Source organism: Kitasatospora sp. NPDC022785 (assembly GCF_055561295.1).
The window spans coordinates 336536-356585 of sequence record NZ_JBVHHB010000006.1 but is presented as its reverse complement, the minus strand read 5'-3'; the positions used below and the strand labels follow the sequence as shown (position 1 = coordinate 356585).

General features: G+C 74.2%; 17 protein-coding genes. 9 read left to right on the top strand and 8 right to left on the bottom strand.

The genetic code is table 11. The features are described 5' to 3' along the window. Positions 1-120: 120 nt before the first annotated feature. Positions 121-2304, top strand: coding sequence for a trehalose-6-phosphate synthase (locus tag ACZ3YO_RS13325; protein WP_465568814.1), 2184 nt, complete (start codon positions 121-123; stop codon positions 2302-2304). A 53-nt stretch (positions 2305-2357) separates the two neighbouring features. On the opposite strand, the gene ACZ3YO_RS13320 is transcribed toward ACZ3YO_RS13325, so the two are convergent. Further along, entirely contained in the window at positions 2358-2951 is a 594-nt protein-coding gene (locus ACZ3YO_RS13320) for an alpha/beta fold hydrolase (protein WP_465568812.1), read from the bottom strand. 4 nt (positions 2952-2955) lie between these two features. Beyond that, complete coding sequence (locus ACZ3YO_RS13315; RefSeq protein ID WP_465568810.1) at positions 2956-3717, bottom strand: SOS response-associated peptidase; 762 nt, start codon at positions 3715-3717, stop codon at positions 2956-2958. Between the two features lie 186 nt (positions 3718-3903). Between ACZ3YO_RS13315 and ACZ3YO_RS13310 the strand changes: the two genes are divergently transcribed. Next, complete coding sequence (locus tag ACZ3YO_RS13310) at positions 3904-5046, top strand: hypothetical protein (protein WP_465568808.1); 1143 nt, start codon at positions 3904-3906, stop codon at positions 5044-5046. On the opposite strand, the gene ACZ3YO_RS13305 is transcribed toward ACZ3YO_RS13310, so the two are convergent. From ACZ3YO_RS13305 to ACZ3YO_RS13295, 3 genes are all read right to left on the bottom strand, one after another. Next, on the bottom strand, positions 5043-5627 hold the full coding sequence (locus ACZ3YO_RS13305) for a DinB family protein (protein WP_465568806.1): 585 nt from the start codon (positions 5625-5627) through the stop codon (positions 5043-5045). The genes ACZ3YO_RS13310 and ACZ3YO_RS13305 overlap by 4 nt on opposite strands. 363 nt (positions 5628-5990) lie before the next feature. Next, positions 5991-7739 (bottom strand): hypothetical protein, encoded by a 1749-nt coding sequence (locus tag ACZ3YO_RS13300; protein WP_465568804.1) that lies wholly within the window; start codon positions 7737-7739, stop codon positions 5991-5993. A 234-nt stretch (positions 7740-7973) separates the two neighbouring features. Beyond that, a complete protein-coding gene (locus tag ACZ3YO_RS13295; RefSeq protein ID WP_465568802.1) occupies positions 7974-9275 on the bottom strand; it encodes a M64 family metallopeptidase in 1302 nt (433 codons plus the stop codon). A gap of 197 nt (positions 9276-9472) precedes the next feature. Between ACZ3YO_RS13295 and ACZ3YO_RS13290 the strand changes: the two genes are divergently transcribed. Further along, positions 9473-10846 (top strand): tetratricopeptide repeat protein, encoded by a 1374-nt coding sequence (locus tag ACZ3YO_RS13290; RefSeq protein ID WP_465568800.1) that lies wholly within the window; start codon positions 9473-9475, stop codon positions 10844-10846. Between the two features lies 1 nt (position 10847). Here ACZ3YO_RS13290 and ACZ3YO_RS13285 read toward each other — a convergent pair whose 3' ends face one another. After that, positions 10848-11726 (bottom strand): LysR family transcriptional regulator, encoded by an 879-nt coding sequence (locus ACZ3YO_RS13285; RefSeq protein ID WP_465568798.1) that lies wholly within the window; start codon positions 11724-11726, stop codon positions 10848-10850. Between the two features lie 69 nt (positions 11727-11795). Here ACZ3YO_RS13285 and ACZ3YO_RS13280 point away from each other — a divergent pair, with 69 nt between their 5' ends. The 3 genes from ACZ3YO_RS13280 (at position 11796) to ACZ3YO_RS13270 (ending at position 14943) form a co-directional block, all read left to right on the top strand. Further along, positions 11796-12758 (top strand): EamA family transporter, encoded by a 963-nt coding sequence (locus ACZ3YO_RS13280; protein ID WP_465568796.1) that lies wholly within the window; start codon positions 11796-11798, stop codon positions 12756-12758. 106 nt (positions 12759-12864) lie between these two features. Beyond that, complete coding sequence (locus ACZ3YO_RS13275; RefSeq protein WP_465568795.1) at positions 12865-14100, top strand: styrene monooxygenase/indole monooxygenase family protein; 1236 nt, start codon at positions 12865-12867, stop codon at positions 14098-14100. A 162-nt stretch (positions 14101-14262) separates the two neighbouring features. Further along, positions 14263-14943 carry a DUF6215 domain-containing protein gene (locus tag ACZ3YO_RS13270; RefSeq protein WP_465568793.1) on the top strand — a complete coding sequence of 227 codons (681 nt, stop codon included), beginning with the start codon at positions 14263-14265 and terminating at the stop codon, positions 14941-14943. A gap of 134 nt (positions 14944-15077) precedes the next feature. On the opposite strand, the gene ACZ3YO_RS13265 is transcribed toward ACZ3YO_RS13270, so the two are convergent. After that, positions 15078-15878 (bottom strand): DUF4389 domain-containing protein, encoded by an 801-nt coding sequence (locus tag ACZ3YO_RS13265; RefSeq protein ID WP_465568791.1) that lies wholly within the window; start codon positions 15876-15878, stop codon positions 15078-15080. 316 nt (positions 15879-16194) lie between these two features. On the opposite strand from ACZ3YO_RS13265, the gene ACZ3YO_RS13260 reads away from it, so the two are divergent. The 3 genes from ACZ3YO_RS13260 to gndA all read left to right on the top strand — a co-directional run bounded on the left by ACZ3YO_RS13260 (position 16195) and on the right by gndA (position 18882). Then, on the top strand, positions 16195-16662 hold the full coding sequence (locus ACZ3YO_RS13260) for a hypothetical protein (RefSeq protein ID WP_465568789.1): 468 nt from the start codon (positions 16195-16197) through the stop codon (positions 16660-16662). 504 nt (positions 16663-17166) lie between these two features. Next, positions 17167-17427, top strand: a complete 261-nt coding sequence (locus tag ACZ3YO_RS13255) for a co-chaperone GroES (RefSeq protein ID WP_396325870.1) — start codon at positions 17167-17169, stop codon at positions 17425-17427. 9 nt (positions 17428-17436) lie between these two features. After that, on the top strand, positions 17437-18882 hold the full coding sequence (gene gndA, locus ACZ3YO_RS13250) for an NADP-dependent phosphogluconate dehydrogenase (protein ID WP_465568787.1): 1446 nt from the start codon (positions 17437-17439) through the stop codon (positions 18880-18882). A 71-nt stretch (positions 18883-18953) separates the two neighbouring features. Here the strand turns inward: gndA and ACZ3YO_RS13245 are convergent, their stop codons facing one another. After that, entirely contained in the window at positions 18954-19976 is a 1023-nt protein-coding gene (locus ACZ3YO_RS13245; RefSeq protein WP_465568785.1) for an alcohol dehydrogenase, read from the bottom strand. Positions 19977-20050: the final 74 nt, after the last annotated feature.

Below are 20050 nucleotides of genomic sequence, written 5' to 3'. Positions count from 1 at the left end.
CCCCGGCCTACCGGCTGGGGCGCAGCTCCACGTGGCGATCGGCGAGGGGGTACCACCATGGCAGCACCGGAGGCGGCCGGGCACGGGGGCGCGCATACGACCAGGCGAACGGATGGGCGGGTGACCGCCACACTGCGCGAAGTCGGGCACCCTGCAAGGATCCTGGTCACCGACCTGGACGGCACCCTGCTCGGCGGCGACCGGGCCGACCGCCGCCGCCTGCACGCCGTGCTGGCCCGACACCCGGAGGTGACCGTGGTCTTCGCGACCGGTCGGGGGATCTCCTCGGTGCGCGAGGCTCTACGGGACCCGCTGGTGCCCAGACCGCGCTGGATCATCGCCGACGTGGGGGCGAGCGTCATCGACGGCACCGACCAGACCCCGGTCACGGACCTGCAACGTCGCCTGCGTGGCGGCTGGCCCGGGGCCGCACGCGTGCGCACCGCGTTACGCCGCTTCCCGGGGCTGGTCTACCAGCACGGGGTGGTCCAGGACGGCCGCTGCTCGTTCCATCTGCGCCCCGAGGATCTGACGCAGGAACTCACGGACGCCGTCCGGGCGTTGGGCTGCACCTGGTTGTACTCGGCGGACCGCTACTTCGACGTGCTCCCACCCGGTGCGAGCAAGGGCGGCGCCCTGGCGGCGCTGGCGGCCGACCAGCGTTGGCCGATGGACTCCGTCCTCGTGGCCGGTGACTCGCTCAACGACCTGTCGCTGTACGGGCTCGGCGCGCACGGCGTGATCGTCGGCAACGCCGAACCCGCCCTGCGCGCGGCCGTCCCCGAGGGCGGCGCCGTCCACCGGCCCGAGCGGCCGGGCGCCGCCGGCATCCTGGCGGCCCTCCAGGAACTCGGCTGGGTGGAACGCGACTACCCGCTCGTGGTCGGCTACCACCGTCCGCCGGTCCACCCGACCCCCGGTGGCTGGCGGCCGCCCGCCAGCCCCAACGGCATCCTGCCCACCCTGTGCCGCCTGTTCGAGGCCAACCCGCAGGCCGTCTGGGCCACCGCCGCCGTTCTCGGTCCGCATGCCCGCCCCGGTCGGCTGGATGGGCACGACACCGGGCTGCCGCTCTCCTTCGTGCCGCTGAGCGCCGACGACTGGGCGGCCTACTTCCACCGGGCCTGCAAGGAGACGCTCTGGCCGGTCCTGATGTCGCAGCCCCGGCGGCTGCGGTTCGACCCGGACGCCTGGGCCCGTTATCGCGCGGTGAACGCGCGCTTCGCCGACCACATCGCCGCCCGCGCCGCGCCGGGCGCCACCGTCTGGCTGCACGACTACAACCTCTGGCTCGTCCCCGGCCGGCTCCGCCTGCTCCGCCCCGACCTGCGGATCGGCCTCTTCCACCACACCCCCTTTCCGGCACCGGAGGTCTTCTCGGCCCTGCCCACCGCCGCCGAGATCCGTACCTCGCTGAGCTGCCTGGACTGGGCCGGGTTCCACACCGAGACCTTCGCCGAGCAGTTCCGCCGGGCCCTCGCCGGAGCGCCGGGTACGCCCCGGGTCGGCGTGCATCCGCTCGGCATCGACCGCGAGGCTATCGCCTCGGCGGCCCGGTCCCGTCTCGGTGGGCGTACGCGGCCGCCGCGGGGCGGAGCGGGCGGTGGTCCGCTGGTGCTCTCCGTCGAACGCCTCGATTACGCCAAGGCCCCCGTGGAGAAGGTCGAGGCGGTGGCGGCCGTGCTCGCGCGTCGCCCCGAGCTGCGCGGACGGTTGCGGTTCCGGCTGGTCTGTCCGCCCCCGGAGCCCGGCATCACCTCCTACGACGTGACCCGGCGGACGTTGGAGCGCCGGATCGCCGAGGTCAACGACAGGTGGGGCACGGTCGGTTGGCAGCCCGTCGAGTACCTGCCGCAGAGCCTGCCCTTCACCGAGGTGATCGACCACTACCTGGAGGCGGACGTGTTCTGGGTGACCTCCCTCCAGGACGGGATGAACCTCACCGCGAAGGAGTTCATCGCCGCGCAGCGGGCCGTCGGCCGCTCCGGCGTCCTGGTGCTCTCCCGCCACGCCGGCGCCGCCGCCCAACTCGGCAGCGCGGCCCTGCTCACCGACCCCCGCTCACCCGCCGACCTGGTCGACACCCTCCACCGGGCCCTGACCCTCGGGCCCGAGGAGCGCCGCCTCCGGGCGGAACGCCTCGCCGACCTGCTCGGTGACCACCACCCCGCCGACTGGGCCGCCGAGATCACCGCGGCCATCCGCGGCGACGACTCCCCGGGCGCGTCCGCGGGGGCCTCCCCGGACACGTCCCCGGGCGCCTCCCGGGACGGCTCCGGGACCACGGCCGTCGGTGCCTGGTGACGGCCGACGCGGTGACGGCCGGCGGTGACGGCGCCCGGGGACGGCGGCCGGGCTCAGCGCCGGCCGGGAGCGGCGGCCGCCAGCGCCGCGGCGACGATCTCCGCGATCCGCCTCGGCTCCTCGTTGGGGAGGAAGAAGCTGGTGCCGGGGATCGTGACCAAGGTGGCGCGCGGGCAGGCCTCCAGCGTGCGCCGCTCGTCGGCGGTGAGCCCGCCGTCGCCCTTCTCGGCGTGCACGACCCACACCGGTACCCCCGCGCCGCAGAGGCGCGCGGCCGGATCCCCGTGCGCGCCGAGATGGTCGAGGTAGCCGCGGAGGATCCCGCGCATCACGTGCGGATCGTTGCGGCGAAGGTCGGCGAGCAGCTCGGCGCGGCGCTCGGGCGGCACGCGCATGCCCCTGGAGGCCGGGCCCATGAGCCTCAGCAGGGCGGCGGAGGGGAGCGGGCGGAGGACGCCGCCGAGGCGGCAGACGGCCCGGAAGAACAGGGGTTCGTCCCGGGGCGACAGGCTGATGCCGAGCAGCACCGCGGGCCCGGTGAACGCGCCGGTCGCCAGCATCTCCAGCGCGACGCTCGCCCCCGTGCTGAACCCCACGACCACGTCGCAGGCCTGCTCCTCGGCCAGCCGGCCGGCGAGCCGGGCCACCCGGTCACCCGGCGTCCTCGTCGCCGTGCCCCACCGGGTCCGCCACCGCGTCCAGCAGCGCCGCCCCGTTGTTGCGGACGCTGTTGACCGCGGTGGAGACCGCCCGCACCGCGAGTTCGTCGCCGGCCGGGGTGTGCAGCAGCTGCCGCAGCCCGGCCGGGTCGGTGTGCTCCGGGTCGAGCCAGGCGTCCAGGTCGGCCGGCGGGATGGTGAGCGGCATCCGGTCGTGGACGCGGCCCGCGGCATCGGTGGCGTCGGTGGTGATGATGGTCGCGGTGGTGAGCCAGGCCGCCGGGTCGTCCTCGGGGCGCTCGCGGTCGCGCCAGAACTCGTAGAGCCCCGCCATCACCAGCGGCCCGCCCTCGCGGGGGTGGAGGAAGTACGGCTGCTTGAACGCCGTGCGGCCGTCCCCGGCGGGCACCGGGACCCACTCGTAGTAGCCGTCGGCCGGGATCACACAGCGGCGCTTGGCGAACGCGGACCGGAACGCCGGCTTCTCGTGCACCGTCTCGGCCCTGGCGTTGATCATCCGCGCGCCGCCGCCCGGGTCCTTCGCCCAGGAGGGGACGAGCCCCCAGCGCACCGGGCGGAGCCCGCGGGCGAGTTCACCCGTCTCGCGGTCCACCCGCTCCAGCACCGTCCACACCGTGTCCGTGGGTGCCACGTTCCAACTCGGCGCCAGGGACTCGACCGGCGTCCATCGGGTGACCCCGAACAGTTCGACGAGGTCCTGGGGGGTCGAGGTGGAGACGAATCGGCCGCACATACCCGCAACTCTGCCACCGTCCGGCCGCCGTGGCGGGCCATTTCGGCCGGGACACCGTGTCGCGGCCGGTGCGGACCCCGGGCTGCCTGCCGTCCCGGGCAGCGCGGGACGGGGCGAACAGGGGCGTCGGGGTGGCCGGATGCGTTCCCTCCCCGGCCGCCGGGAGTCGGAGTAGCGTGTGCGGTCATGGACGCCGGATTGCTCTGGACGGCCGGGGGAACGCTCGCCGGATGCGTCGCGTTGGGGCTCACCACTTGGCAGTTGCGACTCCAGATCCGCCAGCACCAGCCGGACCGGACGTCGGAGGAGCCCGGCCGGCAGGCCCTCTCCGGGCCGGCGACCATGCCCGTACTGGCACCGGTGCGGAGCCTGCCGGCGGAGATCCGCGGCCGGCAGGAGCACCTCCGGGAACTCGTCGCCCTGGCCGGGAAGCCGACCGGCCGGGTCGTCGTCCTCGCGGGCCTCGGCGGGATCGGCAAGTCCACGATCGCGGCGGCCCTGGCCGAGCGGGTCCAGGCGGGGATCCGCCGCCATGTGTGGTGGGTGTCCGCGGCCGAGCCGGGGAGCCTGCTCGCCGGGATGCTGGCCGTCGCCAGGATCCTGGGCGCCTCGGTGACCGAGCAGGAGGCCATCGCCTCCGGCACACCCCAGGCGCCGGACGCCCTGTGGGCCGTCCTGGAGCGGGAGAAGCACCGCTGGCTGCTCGTCATCGACAACGCCGACGCTCCGCAGGCGCTCGCCGTGCCGGGTGCTCCGGCCGGCTCGACGAGCGTCGCCGACGGCACGGGCTGGCTGCGGGTGCCGCGCTCCGGCATGGTCGTCGTGACCACGCGTCAGGCGGACGCCGCGACCTGGGGCAGGGACGTCCTGGTCCGCACGGTCGGACGGCTCGGCCCCGCCGACTCGGGGCGGATCCTGCGCGACCTCGCCCCGCAGGGCGGGACGGAGGAGGACGCGGGGAGGCTGGGCGAACGGCTCGGCGGACTTCCGCTCGCCCTGCACCTCGCCGGCAGCTACCTCGGCTCCGACTTCGCCCTGACCAGGAGGTTCGCCGACTACCAGCGGGCGTTGGACAGTTCGCCGCAGTCCATGGACCTGCTGACGCTGGACCCGGACCTCAGCGGCGATGCCAGATCCACCGTCATGTACACCTGGGAGACGTCCCTCGACGCCCTCGGCCGCTACGGCGTGCCCCAGGCCCGCACGCTTCTCCGGCTGCTCTCCTGCCTCCAGTCGGGATCCGGGCACCAGGCCGGCACGGGCGGCGGCTTGCAGGGAGCAGGCGCCGGTGGGGGAGCTGCTGTCAGGCTGCCCGGTATGTCCAACTAAGCCTTGATTGATGCGGCAGCCCTGGCGGCCTGCTCGACCTTCGCGCAGTAGGCCGCACGGGCTTCCTCGTCGATCTGCTTCTCGAGTTCGGCGCGCAACCCGGTCCGGCCGTCGAGGCCCTCGCGCAGAATATCGGCGTGCCCGGCATGCCGGATGGACTCGCCGAGGACGTGGACCATGATGCCGAAGAGGTTCGTGTCGGCATGAGGCTCCGGCCACCAAGGCACGTGGCCGGGGGCGTCGAGGGGAAGCTCGTTGATCGTCGCGTCCGAGTGTTCCCACGTGCGCCGGTAGAACCCGATGATCTGATCGCGGGTCTCGTCCTCGGTCGCCCACAGATCGCTGCCGTTGGAGTCCTGCCACCGGGGCAGCGGTTCCGGGGAAGGGCGGTCGAAGACCTCGCCGAAGTACCTGGCCTCGACGCTGGCCACGTGTTTGACCAGGCCGAGGAGGTTGGTCCCGGTCGCTGTCAACGGTCGGCGGGCGTCGTATTCGGACAAGCCGTCGAGTTTCCAGAGCAGCGCCTCGCGGTCGCGCCGCAGTCTCCCGTGCAGGTTGTCTTTCGCGAATTCATCGATCATGCGGCATGAGCCTGCCATGGGCTGCTCGCGGTCTCAAGATCCCGTACGTGGTCTGCGGCGCCTGGCAGAGCCGAGGCCCGGCCATCGGCCGCCGTTGTTCACGCTCACGGACGGCGCTGCCTCGGGGCGAAGAGCGGGCGCCGTCGCCCACGAGCTCAACCATCGCCCGCGCAAGATCCATGGCTGTCGGCACCACCGGCTCCTCACCCTCTGCCGGCCTTTCGACGGCAGCCAGGGCGCCCCGGCGGTCCCGGCTCAGCGCGAGGCCCGCCGCGAGTACGAGAACCGCGTCACCACGCTCGTACCGCCCGGACCATGATCGATCTCACCGACGACCGCTGTACCGATGTCCCCCGAGGCCGGTCACCCGCCGTCCTGGTGGTGATCCACCTCCGACCGCGACCTGCAGGACGGTGCCCGGCGGCGCGTGTCGGCGAGGAGTTCGGGAAGGGAGCCGTCGAAGTCGGCCAGGCGATCGGCCAGTTCGCGCCAGAATCCCGGGCCCGCTCCGGTGGCGGCCTGCTCCAGAAGCGCGGTGCAGAGCGCCACCCAGGGGTCGCTGACGGGTGCGGCCCGGTGGCGTCTGCGGTAGCCGTAGTGGAGGGCCTCCCGGGCGGGCCGGACGGCGTCGAGTGCCGCCCGGTCGTCGAGCACGCGCAGCCTGCGGACGGTGTCGATCCGGTCGAGCGCGAGCGAGGTGCCCGCCGGGCTCGCCAGTGCCGCCCGGGCGGTTGCCGGTCCGTGGCCGATCAGGTCGAACAGCCGGCCGGGCGGCAGTGCGTGGGCCAGGGCGTCGGGGAAGCCGGCGCGGGTCGCGAGCACGCACAGGACCGGCTCGGGCAGGGGCACCGCCTCGTGGGCGCGGACCAGTTCGGTCCACTGCGGGCTGCCGGTGGGGCCGCACGTGCTGTCCACCACCGTCTGTGCCTCGACGGGCCCGTCGCACCGCCGCAACTCGGTCACCAGGTCCTCGGCGGGCGGCCGCGGCGGCCGGCGGTCCGCCAGCAGACGCCGTAGTTCGAGGTCGGTCAGGGCCACGCCGTCGAGGTACCGGTCGAGCAGCCCGTCCAGCCCGTGCAGCCAGGCCTGCGTCCCGCGGGCGCGCCCGCGGGCGCCGTAGGCCCAGCGGGCGAACAGCGCCCTCGGTGGGACGCCCGCCTCCCGGAGCCGGTCGACGACGGTGCGGGCGAAGTGCTCCCGGGCCCGGAGCCGTCGCAGCGGGTGTTCGGCCGCCCGGGCCAGCTCGGCGTCGGAGAGCTCCGCGACCAGCGCGGCCAGGGTCTCCGGCGGGGCCAGCACCAGCACCCGCAGGTCGGGGAGTCCGGAGTCGTCGGCCCGTGCCTGCCGGCCGGCGAGGCTCGCGAGCAGACCGCGCAGGCTGCCGCGGTAGCCGGGCAGGCGGGTCGCGGCGGTGCGCCAGAGCTGCGGGTCGGCGCCGATCCCCGCCCGCAGCGCGGTGCCGACGGCGTCCCAGAAGCCGTGCACCTGCCGGTGGTGGTTGTGGTCGTAGCCGTCGACGACCCGGACCAGCAGGTCGAGGCGCGGGGTGCCGTGGAGCAGTTCGGCCGCGGTGGTCCCGGTCAGTACGTGGCGCAGCAGGGACGGCCGCAGTTCGCCGATCCGGGCCAGCCCGGGCCGCCAGGCCCAGTCGGGCAGCTCTTGCTGACGGGCCACCAGCCGGTTGGCCACCCGTGAGTCCCAGGGGGTGAGCAGGGTTGCGGTGAACCGGTCGGGGCAGTCCGGACGCGCGATCAGCGCCCGCCGCTGGTCGCGTCCGAACGGCCGGCGGTCGTGCGCGGCGGCCAGGGCGGGCCAGTCGGGCGGTGCGGCGGCGAGCACCGCGTCGCAGGCGAGCACCGTGCGGGCCGCGCGCAGCCGGTCGACGGGATCGCCGGCGTCGGCGGCGGGCGGCCCGGCCGCCCGACGGGCCGGGCGGGCGTACGGGCCCGCCAGCTCCTCGGCCGCGGCGGCGATGCGCTCGGCGCCACCGAGTTCCGTGAGCGCGGGGCTGCGCAGGTGGGGCGGCATCAGGGACGCCATCCATCCGAGCAGCGTCACCGCCTGTGCGGCACGCCAGCTCGCGGCCCCGTCGTTCGACCACCAGACCGCCATGTCCGCCCCCGTGATGCCGCCTCGGACCGCCCCTGGCCTGGCGCGACCGTTCTGCCCCGGACCGCGCCGGACCGCGCCGGACCTACTCTGCCACGGCCTGCCGGACGGGGTTGCCGCCGGCCGGCCACCGGCCACCGGCTACCGGCTACCGGCCGTCGGCGCCCCTCCCCCCTCCCCCCCGGGACCGCTGCCGCGGCACCCGGGGGGAGCCACGCGGCCCGGGCCCGGGGTGCGTCAGCGCGTGACGTCCCAGGAGAGCGCGTCGGTGAGCGAGCGCCGCAGCTGCGGGTCGGCGACGGCTGAGGTCGGGTCCGTCGCGACGGCGGTGAGCCGGTGGTGCAGGCGCTTGGGGCCGGTGAGGCGGAGGTCCGAGACCTCGATCGCCGCGCGGTCGCGCAGAGCCGTGACCTCGCGGCCGTCGAGGTACCAGCGCAGGCGGGTGCCGGGGGCGGGGAGGTCGACGGTGAGCCGGTCGGCCGGGGTGAGGACGGTGGTGGCCGGGGTGGGGCTGGAGAGGGTGGTGGCGTAGCGGTAGAAGCCGGCGATCATGGCTTCGCGGCCGGGGAGGTTGAACTCGCGGCCGAGCGATCGCATGATCGAGTTCTCGGTGGGCCGGTAGAGGCCGGCGGGGTAGTAGCCGCCGCCCTCGTACGCGCCGACGGTGCCGCCGTCGGGCGAGGCCTGGCCGAGCCAGCGGTACCACTTGGCGCGGTCGCGGCGCAGCTGATCGGCGGTCAGCGTGGTGATGTTGGACTCGGCGGGCTCCTCGCCCTGGTAGGTGCCCTGGCCGTCGTAGGAGTACTCGTCGGCCAGCTTGCCCAGGGAGTGGCCGGTCTCGTGCACGGCGACCTGCCCGGAGCGTTCGTTTCCTCCGGCGACGGTGGCGATGCCGGAGTAGCCGAGCGGGGAGACGACGTCGTTGTAGCCGGCGCCGCCGTACTTGGCACTGTTGGCGACGACGAGGACGAGATCCGCCTGCGGGGCCTTGGCGGCGTAGCGGTCGACGGCATCGGTGTCGACGCAGAGCAGCCGCTCGACGCCGTCGCACCAGAAGTAGGAGCCGAGGGCCGTCTGCCGGACGGTGGCGCGGTCCGGGTCGCCGGTGACGCCCGATTCGGCGGAGACCGCCTGCACGGCCCAGACGTTGAAGAGCGCGCGGTAGGTCGTGTAGGGCTCGACGGCGGTGATCTCCCGCCACTTCTCGGCGGCGTCCGCGAGGAACTTCTCCTGCTCGGCGGCCGTGTAGCCGTCGCCGACCACCACCACGTCGAGCTTGGTGTCGGTGCCTCCGTTGCGGACGATCTGGCTGACGGTGCCGTCGCCCGCGGCCGGTCCGGCGAGTGACTGCGGGGCGGTGTACGGGGAGGCGGCCGGTACCTGGGCGCGGCCGATGCGGCCGTCCTCGGCGAAGACCTCGACCTGGTGGCCGGCGCCCGGGTGTGCCGTGCCTGGGGCGACGGGGCGGGTGGGGGACGCCTCGTCGGCCGTCGCGGCCAGGGCGGGGAGGGACCAGCAGCAGATGGCTGCCAGAGTCATGACACCGGTGAGGGCGGTGCTGGTGAGTCTGCCGGGACGCACGGGGGGACCTCCGGGGGTGATGGGGCGTAAGGTGCGGGCAGGGAATGTAAGTCGACGGTTAATCAGACTTAATTGATGAGTTAATCTAGGACACCCTCGCGTCCACCACAATGGGCCGGGCGGGAACAGCGGGCATCCGACGGAAGGGAGCGGCCATGACCGCGGGGAGCGAACCGGACGGACTCGGGCCGCGCATCCAACGGCTGCGCCGCGAAAGGCGGCTGACCCAGCGCGCGCTCGCCGAGCCGGCCTACACCGCCGCCTACGTCTCCACCGTCGAAGCCGGCCGGGTCCAGCCCTCCGAGGCGGCCCTGCGCCACCTCGCCGAACGCCTCGGCGTCACCTTCGACGAGCTCGCCACCGGCCGGCCCGCCCACCTGGTGCCCGAACTGAAACTCGCGCTCACGGAAGCCCAGAGCACCCTGGCGGACGGCGACACCACCGAGGCGGCCCGGCGCTTCACCGCCGTCCTGGACCGCGCCGCCCGGCACGACATCGGCGCCGTCCGGCCCGCCGCCCTGCTCGGCCTCGGCGACTGCGCGCTGGAGACCGGGCGCCTCGACGAGGCCCGGGACCACTTCGAGGAGGCGGAGCGCCTCCTGGCCGGTGAACCGCTGCCCCGCCGCGCCGCCGCGATCCGCGGCCGGGCCGTGGCCCACCTGCTGGCCGGCGAACTGCGGTACGCCTGCTACCTGCTGGAGACGGCCATCGACCAGCTCAACCGGAGCGGACTGCACGACCCCGACGCGCTGCTCCTGCTGTACTCCGCCGCCATCGGGCCGTACATGGACATGGGCGCGCACGCCCGCGCCGCCCAGGCCGCCGAACTCGCCCTCGCCCTCGCCCCCGGCGCCACCGACCCCGCACTGGTCGCCGGGCTGCACCGCAACGTGGCCCGCACCCTGATCGCCGACGGCCGCGCCGCCGAGGCCGAAGCCTCCCTCGCCAAGGCCCAGGAGCTCTACCAGCGGCTGCGCCTCACCTCCGACCTCGCCAAGTGCCACTGGATGCGCGGCTACGTCCACGCCCAGGCCGGCGACCTCCCGGCGGCGGAACGCGAACTGCGCGCCGCCCGCACCATGCTGGCCGCCCGCCACGCGGAGCTGTTCATCCACCAGGTGGACGTCGAACTCGCGGACGTCCTGCGCCGTAGCGGCCGGCACGAGCAGGCCGGGGAACTGCTCCGCAGCCTCCTCGACCGGATCGGCCCGGAACGCGGGGCCGTCCACACCGCCGGCGCGCACCGCCTGCTCGGACTCATCGCCGAGGACCGGGACGAACCGGATGCCGCGGAGGAGCACTACGTCACCGCCCTCGCCGTCCTGGAACGCGCCGGAGCGGCGGGCGACCTCGCGGACCTCTGCCGCCTCCTCGGCGACCTGCTGCGCCGCACCGGCCGGATCGAACAGGCCCTGGACGTCTACCGGACCGGCCTCGGCCACCGTGCGGCCCCGGGCACCACCACCCTGGGCCCGGCCCCCGCCGGCCCACCGATCCCGGCGCCCGCCCGCCTCGCGCCGGAGCGGTAGTTCACGCTGTGCCGGACGGCGTCTGGGCGGCTGCGACGACGCGGTGGGCGAGTGCCACCAGGTCCGCGACGGCCGGGTGTCCCGGGCCCTCGCGCCAGGCGAGGACGACGGGAACGGCCGGTGCGTCCGCGAGCGGGCGGTAGACCAGCGACGGGTGTGTGTGGTTGCCCGGGGTGGCCGAGGTGGAGACCCCCACGGCGCGGCCCGCGGCGATGGCGATGAGCCACTCGTCGGTGTTGGCCACCTCGATGGTCGCGACGGGCCGGGCCGTCGGCGGCCAGAGGTCCGTCGTCGTGGTGCCGGAGACGGTGTTGAGGGCGACGGGGTGGGCCGCGAGGTCCGCCAGGGTGATCCGGGGGAGAGCGGCCAGCGGGCTGTCGGCCGGCATGACCACCACGCGCTCCTCCGTGAGCAGCAGTTCGGTGCGGAGCCCGGCCGAGGTGACGGCCCCGCGCAGCAGGGCCGCGTCGACCCTGCCCTGGGTGAGGCCGGCCGTGCGGTCGTCGATGCGGAGCAGCTCCAGAGGTACGGCGGGGTGCGTCTCGTCCCAGCGGCGCAGCAACGGGACGGTGTGGACGCCGAGCGCCGCCCAGGTGTGGCCCAGGCGCAGCGGCCAACTCCTCAGGCCGCCGGGGTCGAGGGCGGTCTCGACGGCGGCGACGGCGGCACGGGCCTTGTCGCGGAAGGTGTGGCCCTCGGCGGTCAGCCCCAGGTGGTGGGTGGAGCGGTCGACGAGGCGGGCGCCCAGGTGCTCCTCCAGTTGGCGCAGTGTGCGGGAGAGTGCGGGCTGGCTCAGGTGGAGGCGGGCGGCGGCGCGGGTGACGTTGCCCTCCTCGGCGATGGCCAGGAAGGCGCGCAGGTGCCGCAGCTCGATGGTCATGCGTCAGGAGCATAACCGCGGCGGATTCGGCATTTCACACGGCGTGGCGGGATTCCTAGCGTGAAGGGCATGACCTCCTCCACCCTGCGGACCTCCTCCACCCTGCGATCCTCCTCCGCGCTGCGATCCTCCTCCGCGCCGCGGACCTCCCCCGCGTCGACGGCCGCGCCCGTCGCCGTCCTTCGGCACGCCGCGGGGCGCGGCAGTCTCGGCGGCGTCGGTCTGATGCTGGCCGGGGCGGTGTCCGTCCAGTTCGGGTCGGCCTTCGCCGCGCTGCTGTTCCCCCTGGCCGGGGCGCTCGGCGCGGTCGCGCTGCGGGTGACCTTCGCCGCCCTGCTGTTGCTGGTCGTCGCCCGGCCCCGGCTGCGCGGCCATGCGCGCGCCGACTGGGCGGTGGCGGGCGGGTTCGGCCTGGCGCTCGGCGGCATGAACATCCTCTTCTACCAGGCGATCGACCGGATCCCGCTGGGCGCGGCGGTCAGCTTCGAGGTGCTCGGCCCGCTGCTGCTCTCGGTGGCCGTCTCGCGCAGCGCCGCCGGCCTGCTCTGGGCCGGCCTCGCGTTGGCCGGGGTCTGCCTGCTGGGCCGCGGCGGCTTCGGCGGGCTGGACCTCGCGGGCCCGGCCTTCGCCCTGGGCGCCGGGGCGATGTGGGCCGCGTACATCGTGCTCAACGCCCGTGCGGGCGCACGCTTCCCGCGGCTGGACGGGCTGGCGATCGCGATGGCCGTCGCCGCGCTGGTCAGCCTGCCGCTCGGGATCGGGGCAGCGGGCCGGACGCTGCTGGAGCCGCAGCTGCTCGGCCTCGGCCTGGTGATCGCGGTGATGAGCTCGGGCGTGCCCTACACCCTGGAGCTGCTCGCCCTGCGACGGCTGCCCGCGGCAACGTTCGCCGTGCTGACTAGCCTGTCGCCGGCCCTGGCCGCGCTGTCCGGCTACCTGGTGCTGGACCAGGGGATGTCGTTGCCGCAGTGCGCCGCGATCGCCCTGGTGGTCACGGCGAGCGCGGGAGCGATCCGCACGGGACGACGCTGAGCCGATGTCCCGCGGCGGACCTTGCCACCGTTGCTGCCGGACCGGCCGCCTTTGCCGCCGGGCCGGGCCGACCTACCATCAGATCTCGCGCGTCGGGGAGGAAGCCATGCGTCGCATCGCCGTTGTGGGAGCGGGCCAGGCGGGTCTGCAGCTCGGGCTCGGACTGCTCGCCGCCGGGTACCGGGTGACGGTGGTGGCCGAGCGGACGCCGGACCAGCTGCGTGGCGGCCCGGTGTTGTCGACGCAGGCGATGTTCGGCCCGGCGCTGCGGATCGAACGGTCGGCCGGGCTGGACCACTGGGCCGGGGAGGCGCCGGCGGTCAGGTCGGTCGCCTCGGTGCTCGCGGTGCCGCCCGGCGTCCGGGCCCTCGACTTCACGATGACGCTGGACGAGCCGGCCCAGTCGGTGGACCAGCGACTGAAGCTGGCGCACTGGCTGGAGCAGTTCACGGAGCGCGGCGGCCGGGTGGAATACCGCTCGCTGGACGTCGCCGGCCTGCAACAACTCTCCGAGCGGCACGAGTTGACGGTGGTGGCGGCCGGGCGGGGCCCGCTCGCCGCCCTCTTCGAGCGGGATGCCGCCCGCTCGCGCCACGACACACCGCAGCGGTCGCTGTCCTGCCTGTACGTGCACGGTGTCGGTTCGCCCGACCCGGCGTCTGAACCGCGGGCGCGGATGCACGCCCTCCCTGGCGCGGGCGAGCTGTACCTGCAGCCGGCGCTGACCCTCTCGGGCCCGTGCGAGATCCTGCTCTGGGAGGCGCTGCCCGGCGGCCCGCTGGACGGCTTCACCGATCGCCCCGGCCCCGCCGAGCAACTGGAGCGCATCCGCGGCCTCCTGCGTGCCCACCTCCCGTGGGAGGCGGAGCTGTGGACCGGCGCCGAGCCGACCGACGCGGGTGCCGGGCTCTTCGGCGCGGTGACACCGACCGTCCGCCGGCCCGTTGCCCGGCTCGGCGGCGGCGCCGAGGAGGTCCACGTCCTCGGCATCGGCGACGCGCTGGTGGTGAACGACCCGATCACCGGCCAGGGCGCGAACAGCGCCGCCCGGGCCGCCGACGCCTACCTGCGGGCGATCACGGCACACGGCGAGGCCCCGTTCACGCCCGCCTGGATGAGCGACACCTTCGAGCGGTTCTGGCAGCAACACGCCCGCCACACCGTCGACTTCACCGCCACGATGCTCGCCGTGCCGGAGCACCTGCAGACCGTCTTCGCCGCCGCCGCCCAGCACGAGACCGTCGCCCGCCGCCTCGCCAACACCTACGCCGAGCCGAGCGACTACGCCGCCTGGCTCGCCACCCCCGAGCTGACCTCGGCCTACCTCGGCACGGTCGGCTGAGCGGTCGGCCGAGCGGCGCGGCTGAGCGGGTCGGCTTGGTGGGTCGGCCGAGCGGGTCGCTGCGCAGGGGTGGCCACGCCACGACCGCCAGACCGCCCATCGGCTAAGATCACGCAGCCCATCTGGGCGTGCGTTGCTGGGGGACGGGGTGGGGACGAGCAGATGACCGACGGTTCCGTGGTGGCCGACAAGGACACGAAGGGCGCGGCCGCCCAGGTGGTGACGGCACTGCTGCTGATCGGGGGAACCCTCGGCGGCCTGTGGGGGCTGGGAGTCCTCGGCGACGCCACGCCGCACAGCGACAAGCCGGCCACGTGCAACGCACCCCGGCCGACGGACGCGCCCGAGTATCCGGCGCTCTGTGCCGCGCTCAACCGCCCCGATCTGCCGACGCTGCTCGGCACGCCGACCCAGCGCGTCTCGGTCGCGCAGTCCGGCGGCGGACCGTTCAGCTTCCCGGACGGGACGAAGAAGTCCGACGCATCGGCGCAGGTGCAGCTCGGCTCCGTCTACGTGCGCATCACGGACAACCAGGACCTCTCGGTCAAGGACATCGCAGCCTTCACGAGCCCGCCGGCCCTGGCGACCTCCGTCCTCGGCCACCCCTCGGCGACCTACGCGGACCACACGATGGCGATCACCCTCAATTTCAACGGCAAGTCCAGCACGGGGCCCGGCGGCATCGCCCGCCACCTCGTCGTCGCCAAGGCCCCCACGTCCGGCGGTGGGTCCTTCGAACTCGCCATCTGGCGCCAGGACAGCACGCCCCCGGACGAGACGGCCCTGTTCCGGATCGCCGAGCAGGTCCTTCCGACCCTGCCGACCTGGGTCGCGGGACCGTAGGCCCCCGCGCTCCTCGGCGCCGAGCGGGAAGATCCGGAGTCGGCGCGGCCGTTCGTGCCCCGGGCCGGCCCTTGGTGCCCCGGCGCATGACGAAGCCCCCGGGACCCGGTCCCGGGGGCGCGCGGGCACTCGCGTCAGCGGGCGAGCGGGCCGGGCAGCAGGGGCCCGGTGACGTGCTTGGTGTCGTCGTCATCCGAGGTGAGCGTCGTGGTGATCGAGCCGGCGCCCCAGGAGAGCACCCCGAGCACGATGAACGCGATCAGCAGCCCTCGCCCGCCGCCGCCCAGCACCAGAGGGCGGGTCGCCGAGACCGGGCCGCCGGGCACCGAGCCCGGCTCGTCGCCGAACAGGTACTTCGGGTAGGCGGACGTGAGCATCAGAAGGTACGCCATGTACCGCATCCGGTAGCGCAGGATCGCCGCCGTCGCCTCGAACAGAGCCTGGGGCATCCGGCCGAGGACCAGCACCACCACCCAGCTGATGAGCGCGACCGTCCACCACCCGGTATAGATCACGCTCTGGATGATCATCGCGGGGATGGCCAGCACGATCCGGAAGAAGACCGCGAGCCGGTTGAGCTCACCGAGCCGCAACTCGACCTGGACGGGGTGGTCGGGGGTGCGGAACGCGAACGGCGGATAGCGGTCGTGGGTCAGCAGCAGGTAGGCGTTGACCCGTGTCTCGTACGGCACGTAGCCGGACAGGTAGTCGGCGGCGAAGACCGGCAGCCGGCCCAGCACCAGCGCGCCGAACCAGCCGATCACCGCGACGAAGAACGCCACCACCGACAGCACCCAGACCACCACGAACTGGGGGATCAGCAGGATGAGGCGCACCAGCACGGTGAGCCGGTTCTGAGGCCCCGGCGCGGGCATGTCCAGCACCGGCAGCCACTCGTTCGTGGACGGTGAGGGGGTGGGGGGAGCCTGCCGCATCCGGGCCTCCAGGTCTCGACGCCAGGCGGACGACGGTGAACCCGCCGTGTGCTCCGAAGATCGCAGCCGACCGCCCTCCCCGCGCGTTGCGCTGCGCCGGCCGGGGGATCGGAGGACGCTACCGAGGCGGGCAGGTCCGGCCTCCGGAGTGATCGCACAAGGTCATCGGACGGTCGGAGAGCGCTCAGGGGAGAGCAGTTTCGGGCATTGCGCCTTCCGGCGGGACCCCGGGGGGCAGGATCATCCGAAGGCGGCCGTCCCTGCCGCCGATGTGTCATGCCTCGGCCATGCAGCGCTCACGTGCGGGGGTGCCCGGTTGCCAGCCAACGACCACGACGACGACCACGACAACGGCCACCACGACAACGGCCCTGACCGCGACGGCCACAGCCACGACGACCACAGCCACGACGGCCGCCGTCATGGCGGCCGCAACGACCGCGACGACGCGTACGACGCCCACCAGGACCACCTCGACGGTGACTTCGCCGACTACGAGGCAGACCACGACGACCTCGCCGACTTCGCCGCCTTCCTGCGGATCTCCGCCGAGCTGACCGGCTTCGACGAGACCGAGCTGCGCGCCACCGGCATGGCCCACGAACACCACCGCACCGTGCTGGCCCGCCGCGCCCGGGACGAACACGGGCTCATCCACCTCTGGTACGTGGGAGCCTGGCCCGGCGAACCGCCCTCCTCGGCCCGCGCCCACGACCAGGGGCTGATATGGCGCACCTTCCACGGCACCCCGCCGGGCGCCACCGCGCCCGGCTACGGCAGCTGAGCCGAGACCCCGTAGCTGGGCGGCGACCGGTGACCCCGCGCTGGGACGCCGTCGTCGTCTCGCCGCAGTCGATGTCTTCCTCGCCGACCGGGCCGAGGAGAACCGGGCTGCGGCCCGGGCCGTTCCGGTGTTGCGGCGGTGCTACGCACCGGCCGGCCCGGAAGCCAACGAGTCCTTCGTCCTGCGCACCCGGCTCCAGCCCCGCTGAGCAGCAGCTCCCCCGGCGCCGAGTCGCTCCGCTGTTCGGGTGAGGCCGGGGGCGGTGGAGCGTCGGGCCCGGGCGCGCCACCGCACGATCCCGCGGAGCCGCACTTCGGCGGGCGAGGCGCGGCGGGCAGCCGGGTGGCCCCGACTCCATGAGGCCGAAGGCCTGTGGTCATACCGTGCAGGATCCGGGAACCCCGGCAGAATCGGAATGTGGACCGCTTCGTCCGCGCCTCCGTCGCCCCGGTACCGCCGGTCCCCCTGCTTGCATCCGTACCGCCCAGTTCAGAGGAGCACCCCATGCCCGACTTCCACCCGGAGCACGATCGTCTGGTCGTCAGGCCGATCGGGGAACCCGCCGCGGACGCCGACACCCGTCAGGGCGAGGTGGTGGCGGTGGGACCCGGCCGGCCCCTGGAGAGCGGCAAGCCGCACCCGGTGGACGTCAAGGTCGGCGACCGGATCGTCTTCGCCACGTTCTCCGGCTCGGAGATCGAGGTCGAGGGGGAGACGTACCTGGAGGTCCCCGAGGACGAGGTCCTCTCGCTGTCCGCCGAGTAGGAGAGCCTCATGACCGAGCAGCCGAAGGCCCGGATCGGCGTCACCGGACTGGCCGTGATGGGCCGCAACCTGGCCAGGAACTTCGCCCGCCACGGCTACCGGGTCGCCGTGCACAACCGCACGCAGGCCAGGACCGACGCCCTGCTGGAGGAGTTCGGCCACGAAGGCGAGTTCGTCCCGGCAGCGTCGCCGGAGGCTTTCGTCGCGGCGATCGAACGCCCACGCATGATCGTCATCATGGTCAAGGCGGGTGATCCGACCGACGCCGTCATCGACGAGCTCGTCCCGCTGCTCGACGTGGGCGACGTGCTGGTGGACGGTGGGAACGCCCATTTCCTCGACACCCGACGGCGGGAGTCCGTCCTGCGCGAGCGCGGGCTGCACTTCGTCGGCAGCGGCATCTCCGGCGGTGAGCAGGGCGCACTGGAGGGGCCCAGCATCATGCCGGGCGGCACGGCGGAGGCGTACCGGTTGCTGGGGCCGCTGTTGGAGAACATCGCGGCCCAGGTCGACGGCAGGCCCTGCTGCACGCACGTCGGACCGGACGGTGCCGGCCACTTCGTCAAGATGGTCCACAACGGCATCGAGTACGCGGACATGCAGCTGATCGCCGAGGCGTACGACCTGCTGCGCCACGCCGCGGGCATGCAGCCGGCCCAGATCGCCGAGGTGTTCCGCACCTGGAACGGCGGGCGGCTGGAGTCCTACCTGATCGAGATCACCGCGGACATCCTCGCCCACGCCGACCCGGAGACCGGGCGGCCCTTCGTCGACGCCGTGCTGGACCGGGCCGAGCAGAAGGGCACCGGACGCTGGACGGTCCAGACCGCGCTGGAGCTCGGTGTCCCCGTCGGCGGCATCGCGGAGGCGGTCTTCGCCCGCTCGCTGTCCGGCAGCGTGCCCCTGCGCGAGGCGGGCCGCGGCCTGCCGGGACCGACCGAGACCTGGCTCGACAGCGCGGCCTCCGACCGCTTCGCCGAGGACGTCGAGCAGGCCCTTTACGCCTCCAAGATGGTCGCCTACGCCCAGGGCTTCAACCAGATCCAGGCGGGCAGCGCCGAGTACTCCTGGCAGATCGACCCCGGCGCGATGGCCGCCATCTGGCGCGGCGGGTGCATCATCAGGGCCCGGTTCCTCAACCGGATCAAGGCCGCGTACGACGAGGACCGGGAGCTGCCCACCCTGCTGACCGACGCCCACTTCAGGGAGGCGCTCGGGTCGGCGCAGTCGGCCTGGCGGCGGGTGGTCTCGACGGCGGCGCAGCTGGGAGTGCCGGCACCGGGCTTCGCGACCGCGCTCGCGTACTACGACAGCCTGCGGGCGGAGCGGCTGCCGGCCGCCCTGATCCAGGGGCAGCGGGACTTCTTCGGCGCGCACACCTACCGGCGGGTCGACCGCGACGGGGTCTTCCACACCCGCTGGGAGGAGGCGGACCGCCCGGAGGAGAAGCGCTGACCGGGCCTCCTGCCGCGTGCCACGGCCCCACCGGGCGAACCCGGTGGGGCCGTGGCACGCAGGTGCGCGGGTCAGCCGGTGGTGACGACCATCCGGAAGCGGGCGGCGCCGGCGAGCATTCGGTCGTAGGCCGCGGTGATCCCGTCGAGCGGTACCGTCTCGACCATCGGGCGGATGCCATGGAGCAGGCTGAACTCCATGGTGTCCTGCACGTCCTGTGCGGTTCCCGAGGGGTGGCCGCGGATGATCTTGCCGCTCATGAGCAGCTGGTTCGGGCTGATACCCAGTGGTGCGGCGTCCGCGCCGATCACCACCAGCTCGCCCCGGGTGGCCAGACCGTCCACGGTCGCCGCGATGGCCTCGGAATTCGCCGCCGTTCCCAGGACCACCTGTGCTCCGCCGAGCGACTGCAACGCCTCCCCGACGCCGGCGCCCGCCGTGCTGTCGACGTAGTGGTGCGCGCCGAGCTCCTTGGCGAAGTCCGCCTTGGCGGCCCCGCGGGCGATGGCCACGGTCTCGAAGCCCATGGCGACCGCGTACTGCACGGCCAGGTGGCCGAGACCGCCGATGCCCAGCACCGCGACCAGATCGCCCGGCTTGGCGGAGCTGCGCCGCAGTCCGTTGAACGTCGTGACGCCCGCGCAGCCCAGCGGGGCCGCCTCGGCCGGCGACAGCCCGTCGGGAATCCGGGCCAGGGCGTCCACCGGTGCGATCACCGCGTCGGCGTACCCCCCGTCGTAGGCCCAGCCGGGCACCTTCAGGGCCTCGCAGACGATGAAGTCGCCCTGTCGACAGCGCCGGCAGTGACCGCAGCTGCCGCCGAACCAGCCGACCGCGACCCGGTCGCCCACCTGCCAACCGGAGTGGACGCTCTCGCCCACCGCCTCGATGCGCCCCGCGATCTCGTGGCCCGGCACCAGCGGGAACCGAACGCCCGGGAGGAGGGCGTCCACGAAGGCGGTGTCGCTGTGGCAGATCCCGCACGCCTCCACCGCCACCCGTACGTGGCCCGGGCCCGGCCGGGGTACGTCACGCTCGACGATCTCGAAGCGACCGCCGGCGGCCGGGACTTGTGCGACTCGATAGGTACTCATCCGGATCTCTCCCAAGCACTGGCACGATCAGGTAGTGCTACCGCATCCCCCGCAGAAGGCATTCCCGCGCCCAG

Bases quoted from the DNA above. Each gene is read 5' to 3' on its own strand.
- ACZ3YO_RS13315 (WP_465568810.1), bottom strand. From the start codon at position 3,717: ATGTGCGGCCGATTCGTCTCCACCTCGACCCCCCAGGACCTCGTCGAA.
- ACZ3YO_RS13310 (WP_465568808.1), top strand. From the start codon at position 3,904: ATGGACGCCGGATTGCTCTGGACGGCCGGGGGAACGCTCGCCGGATGC.
- ACZ3YO_RS13305 (WP_465568806.1), bottom strand. From the start codon at position 5,627: ATGATCGATGAATTCGCGAAAGACAACCTGCACGGGAGACTGCGGCGC.
- ACZ3YO_RS13300 (WP_465568804.1), bottom strand. From the start codon at position 7,739: ATGGCGGTCTGGTGGTCGAACGACGGGGCCGCGAGCTGGCGTGCCGCA.
- ACZ3YO_RS13295 (WP_465568802.1), bottom strand. From the start codon at position 9,275: ATGACTCTGGCAGCCATCTGCTGCTGGTCCCTCCCCGCCCTGGCCGCG.
- ACZ3YO_RS13290 (WP_465568800.1), top strand. From the start codon at position 9,473: ATGACCGCGGGGAGCGAACCGGACGGACTCGGGCCGCGCATCCAACGG.
- ACZ3YO_RS13285 (WP_465568798.1), bottom strand. From the start codon at position 11,726: ATGACCATCGAGCTGCGGCACCTGCGCGCCTTCCTGGCCATCGCCGAG.
- ACZ3YO_RS13280 (WP_465568796.1), top strand. From the start codon at position 11,796: ATGACCTCCTCCACCCTGCGGACCTCCTCCACCCTGCGATCCTCCTCC.
- ACZ3YO_RS13275 (WP_465568795.1), top strand. From the start codon at position 12,865: ATGCGTCGCATCGCCGTTGTGGGAGCGGGCCAGGCGGGTCTGCAGCTC.
- ACZ3YO_RS13270 (WP_465568793.1), top strand. From the start codon at position 14,263: ATGACCGACGGTTCCGTGGTGGCCGACAAGGACACGAAGGGCGCGGCC.
- ACZ3YO_RS13265 (WP_465568791.1), bottom strand. From the start codon at position 15,878: ATGCGGCAGGCTCCCCCCACCCCCTCACCGTCCACGAACGAGTGGCTG.
- ACZ3YO_RS13255 (WP_396325870.1), top strand. From the start codon at position 17,167: ATGCCCGACTTCCACCCGGAGCACGATCGTCTGGTCGTCAGGCCGATC.
- gndA (WP_465568787.1), top strand. From the start codon at position 17,437: ATGACCGAGCAGCCGAAGGCCCGGATCGGCGTCACCGGACTGGCCGTG.
- ACZ3YO_RS13245 (WP_465568785.1), bottom strand. From the start codon at position 19,976: ATGAGTACCTATCGAGTCGCACAAGTCCCGGCCGCCGGCGGTCGCTTC.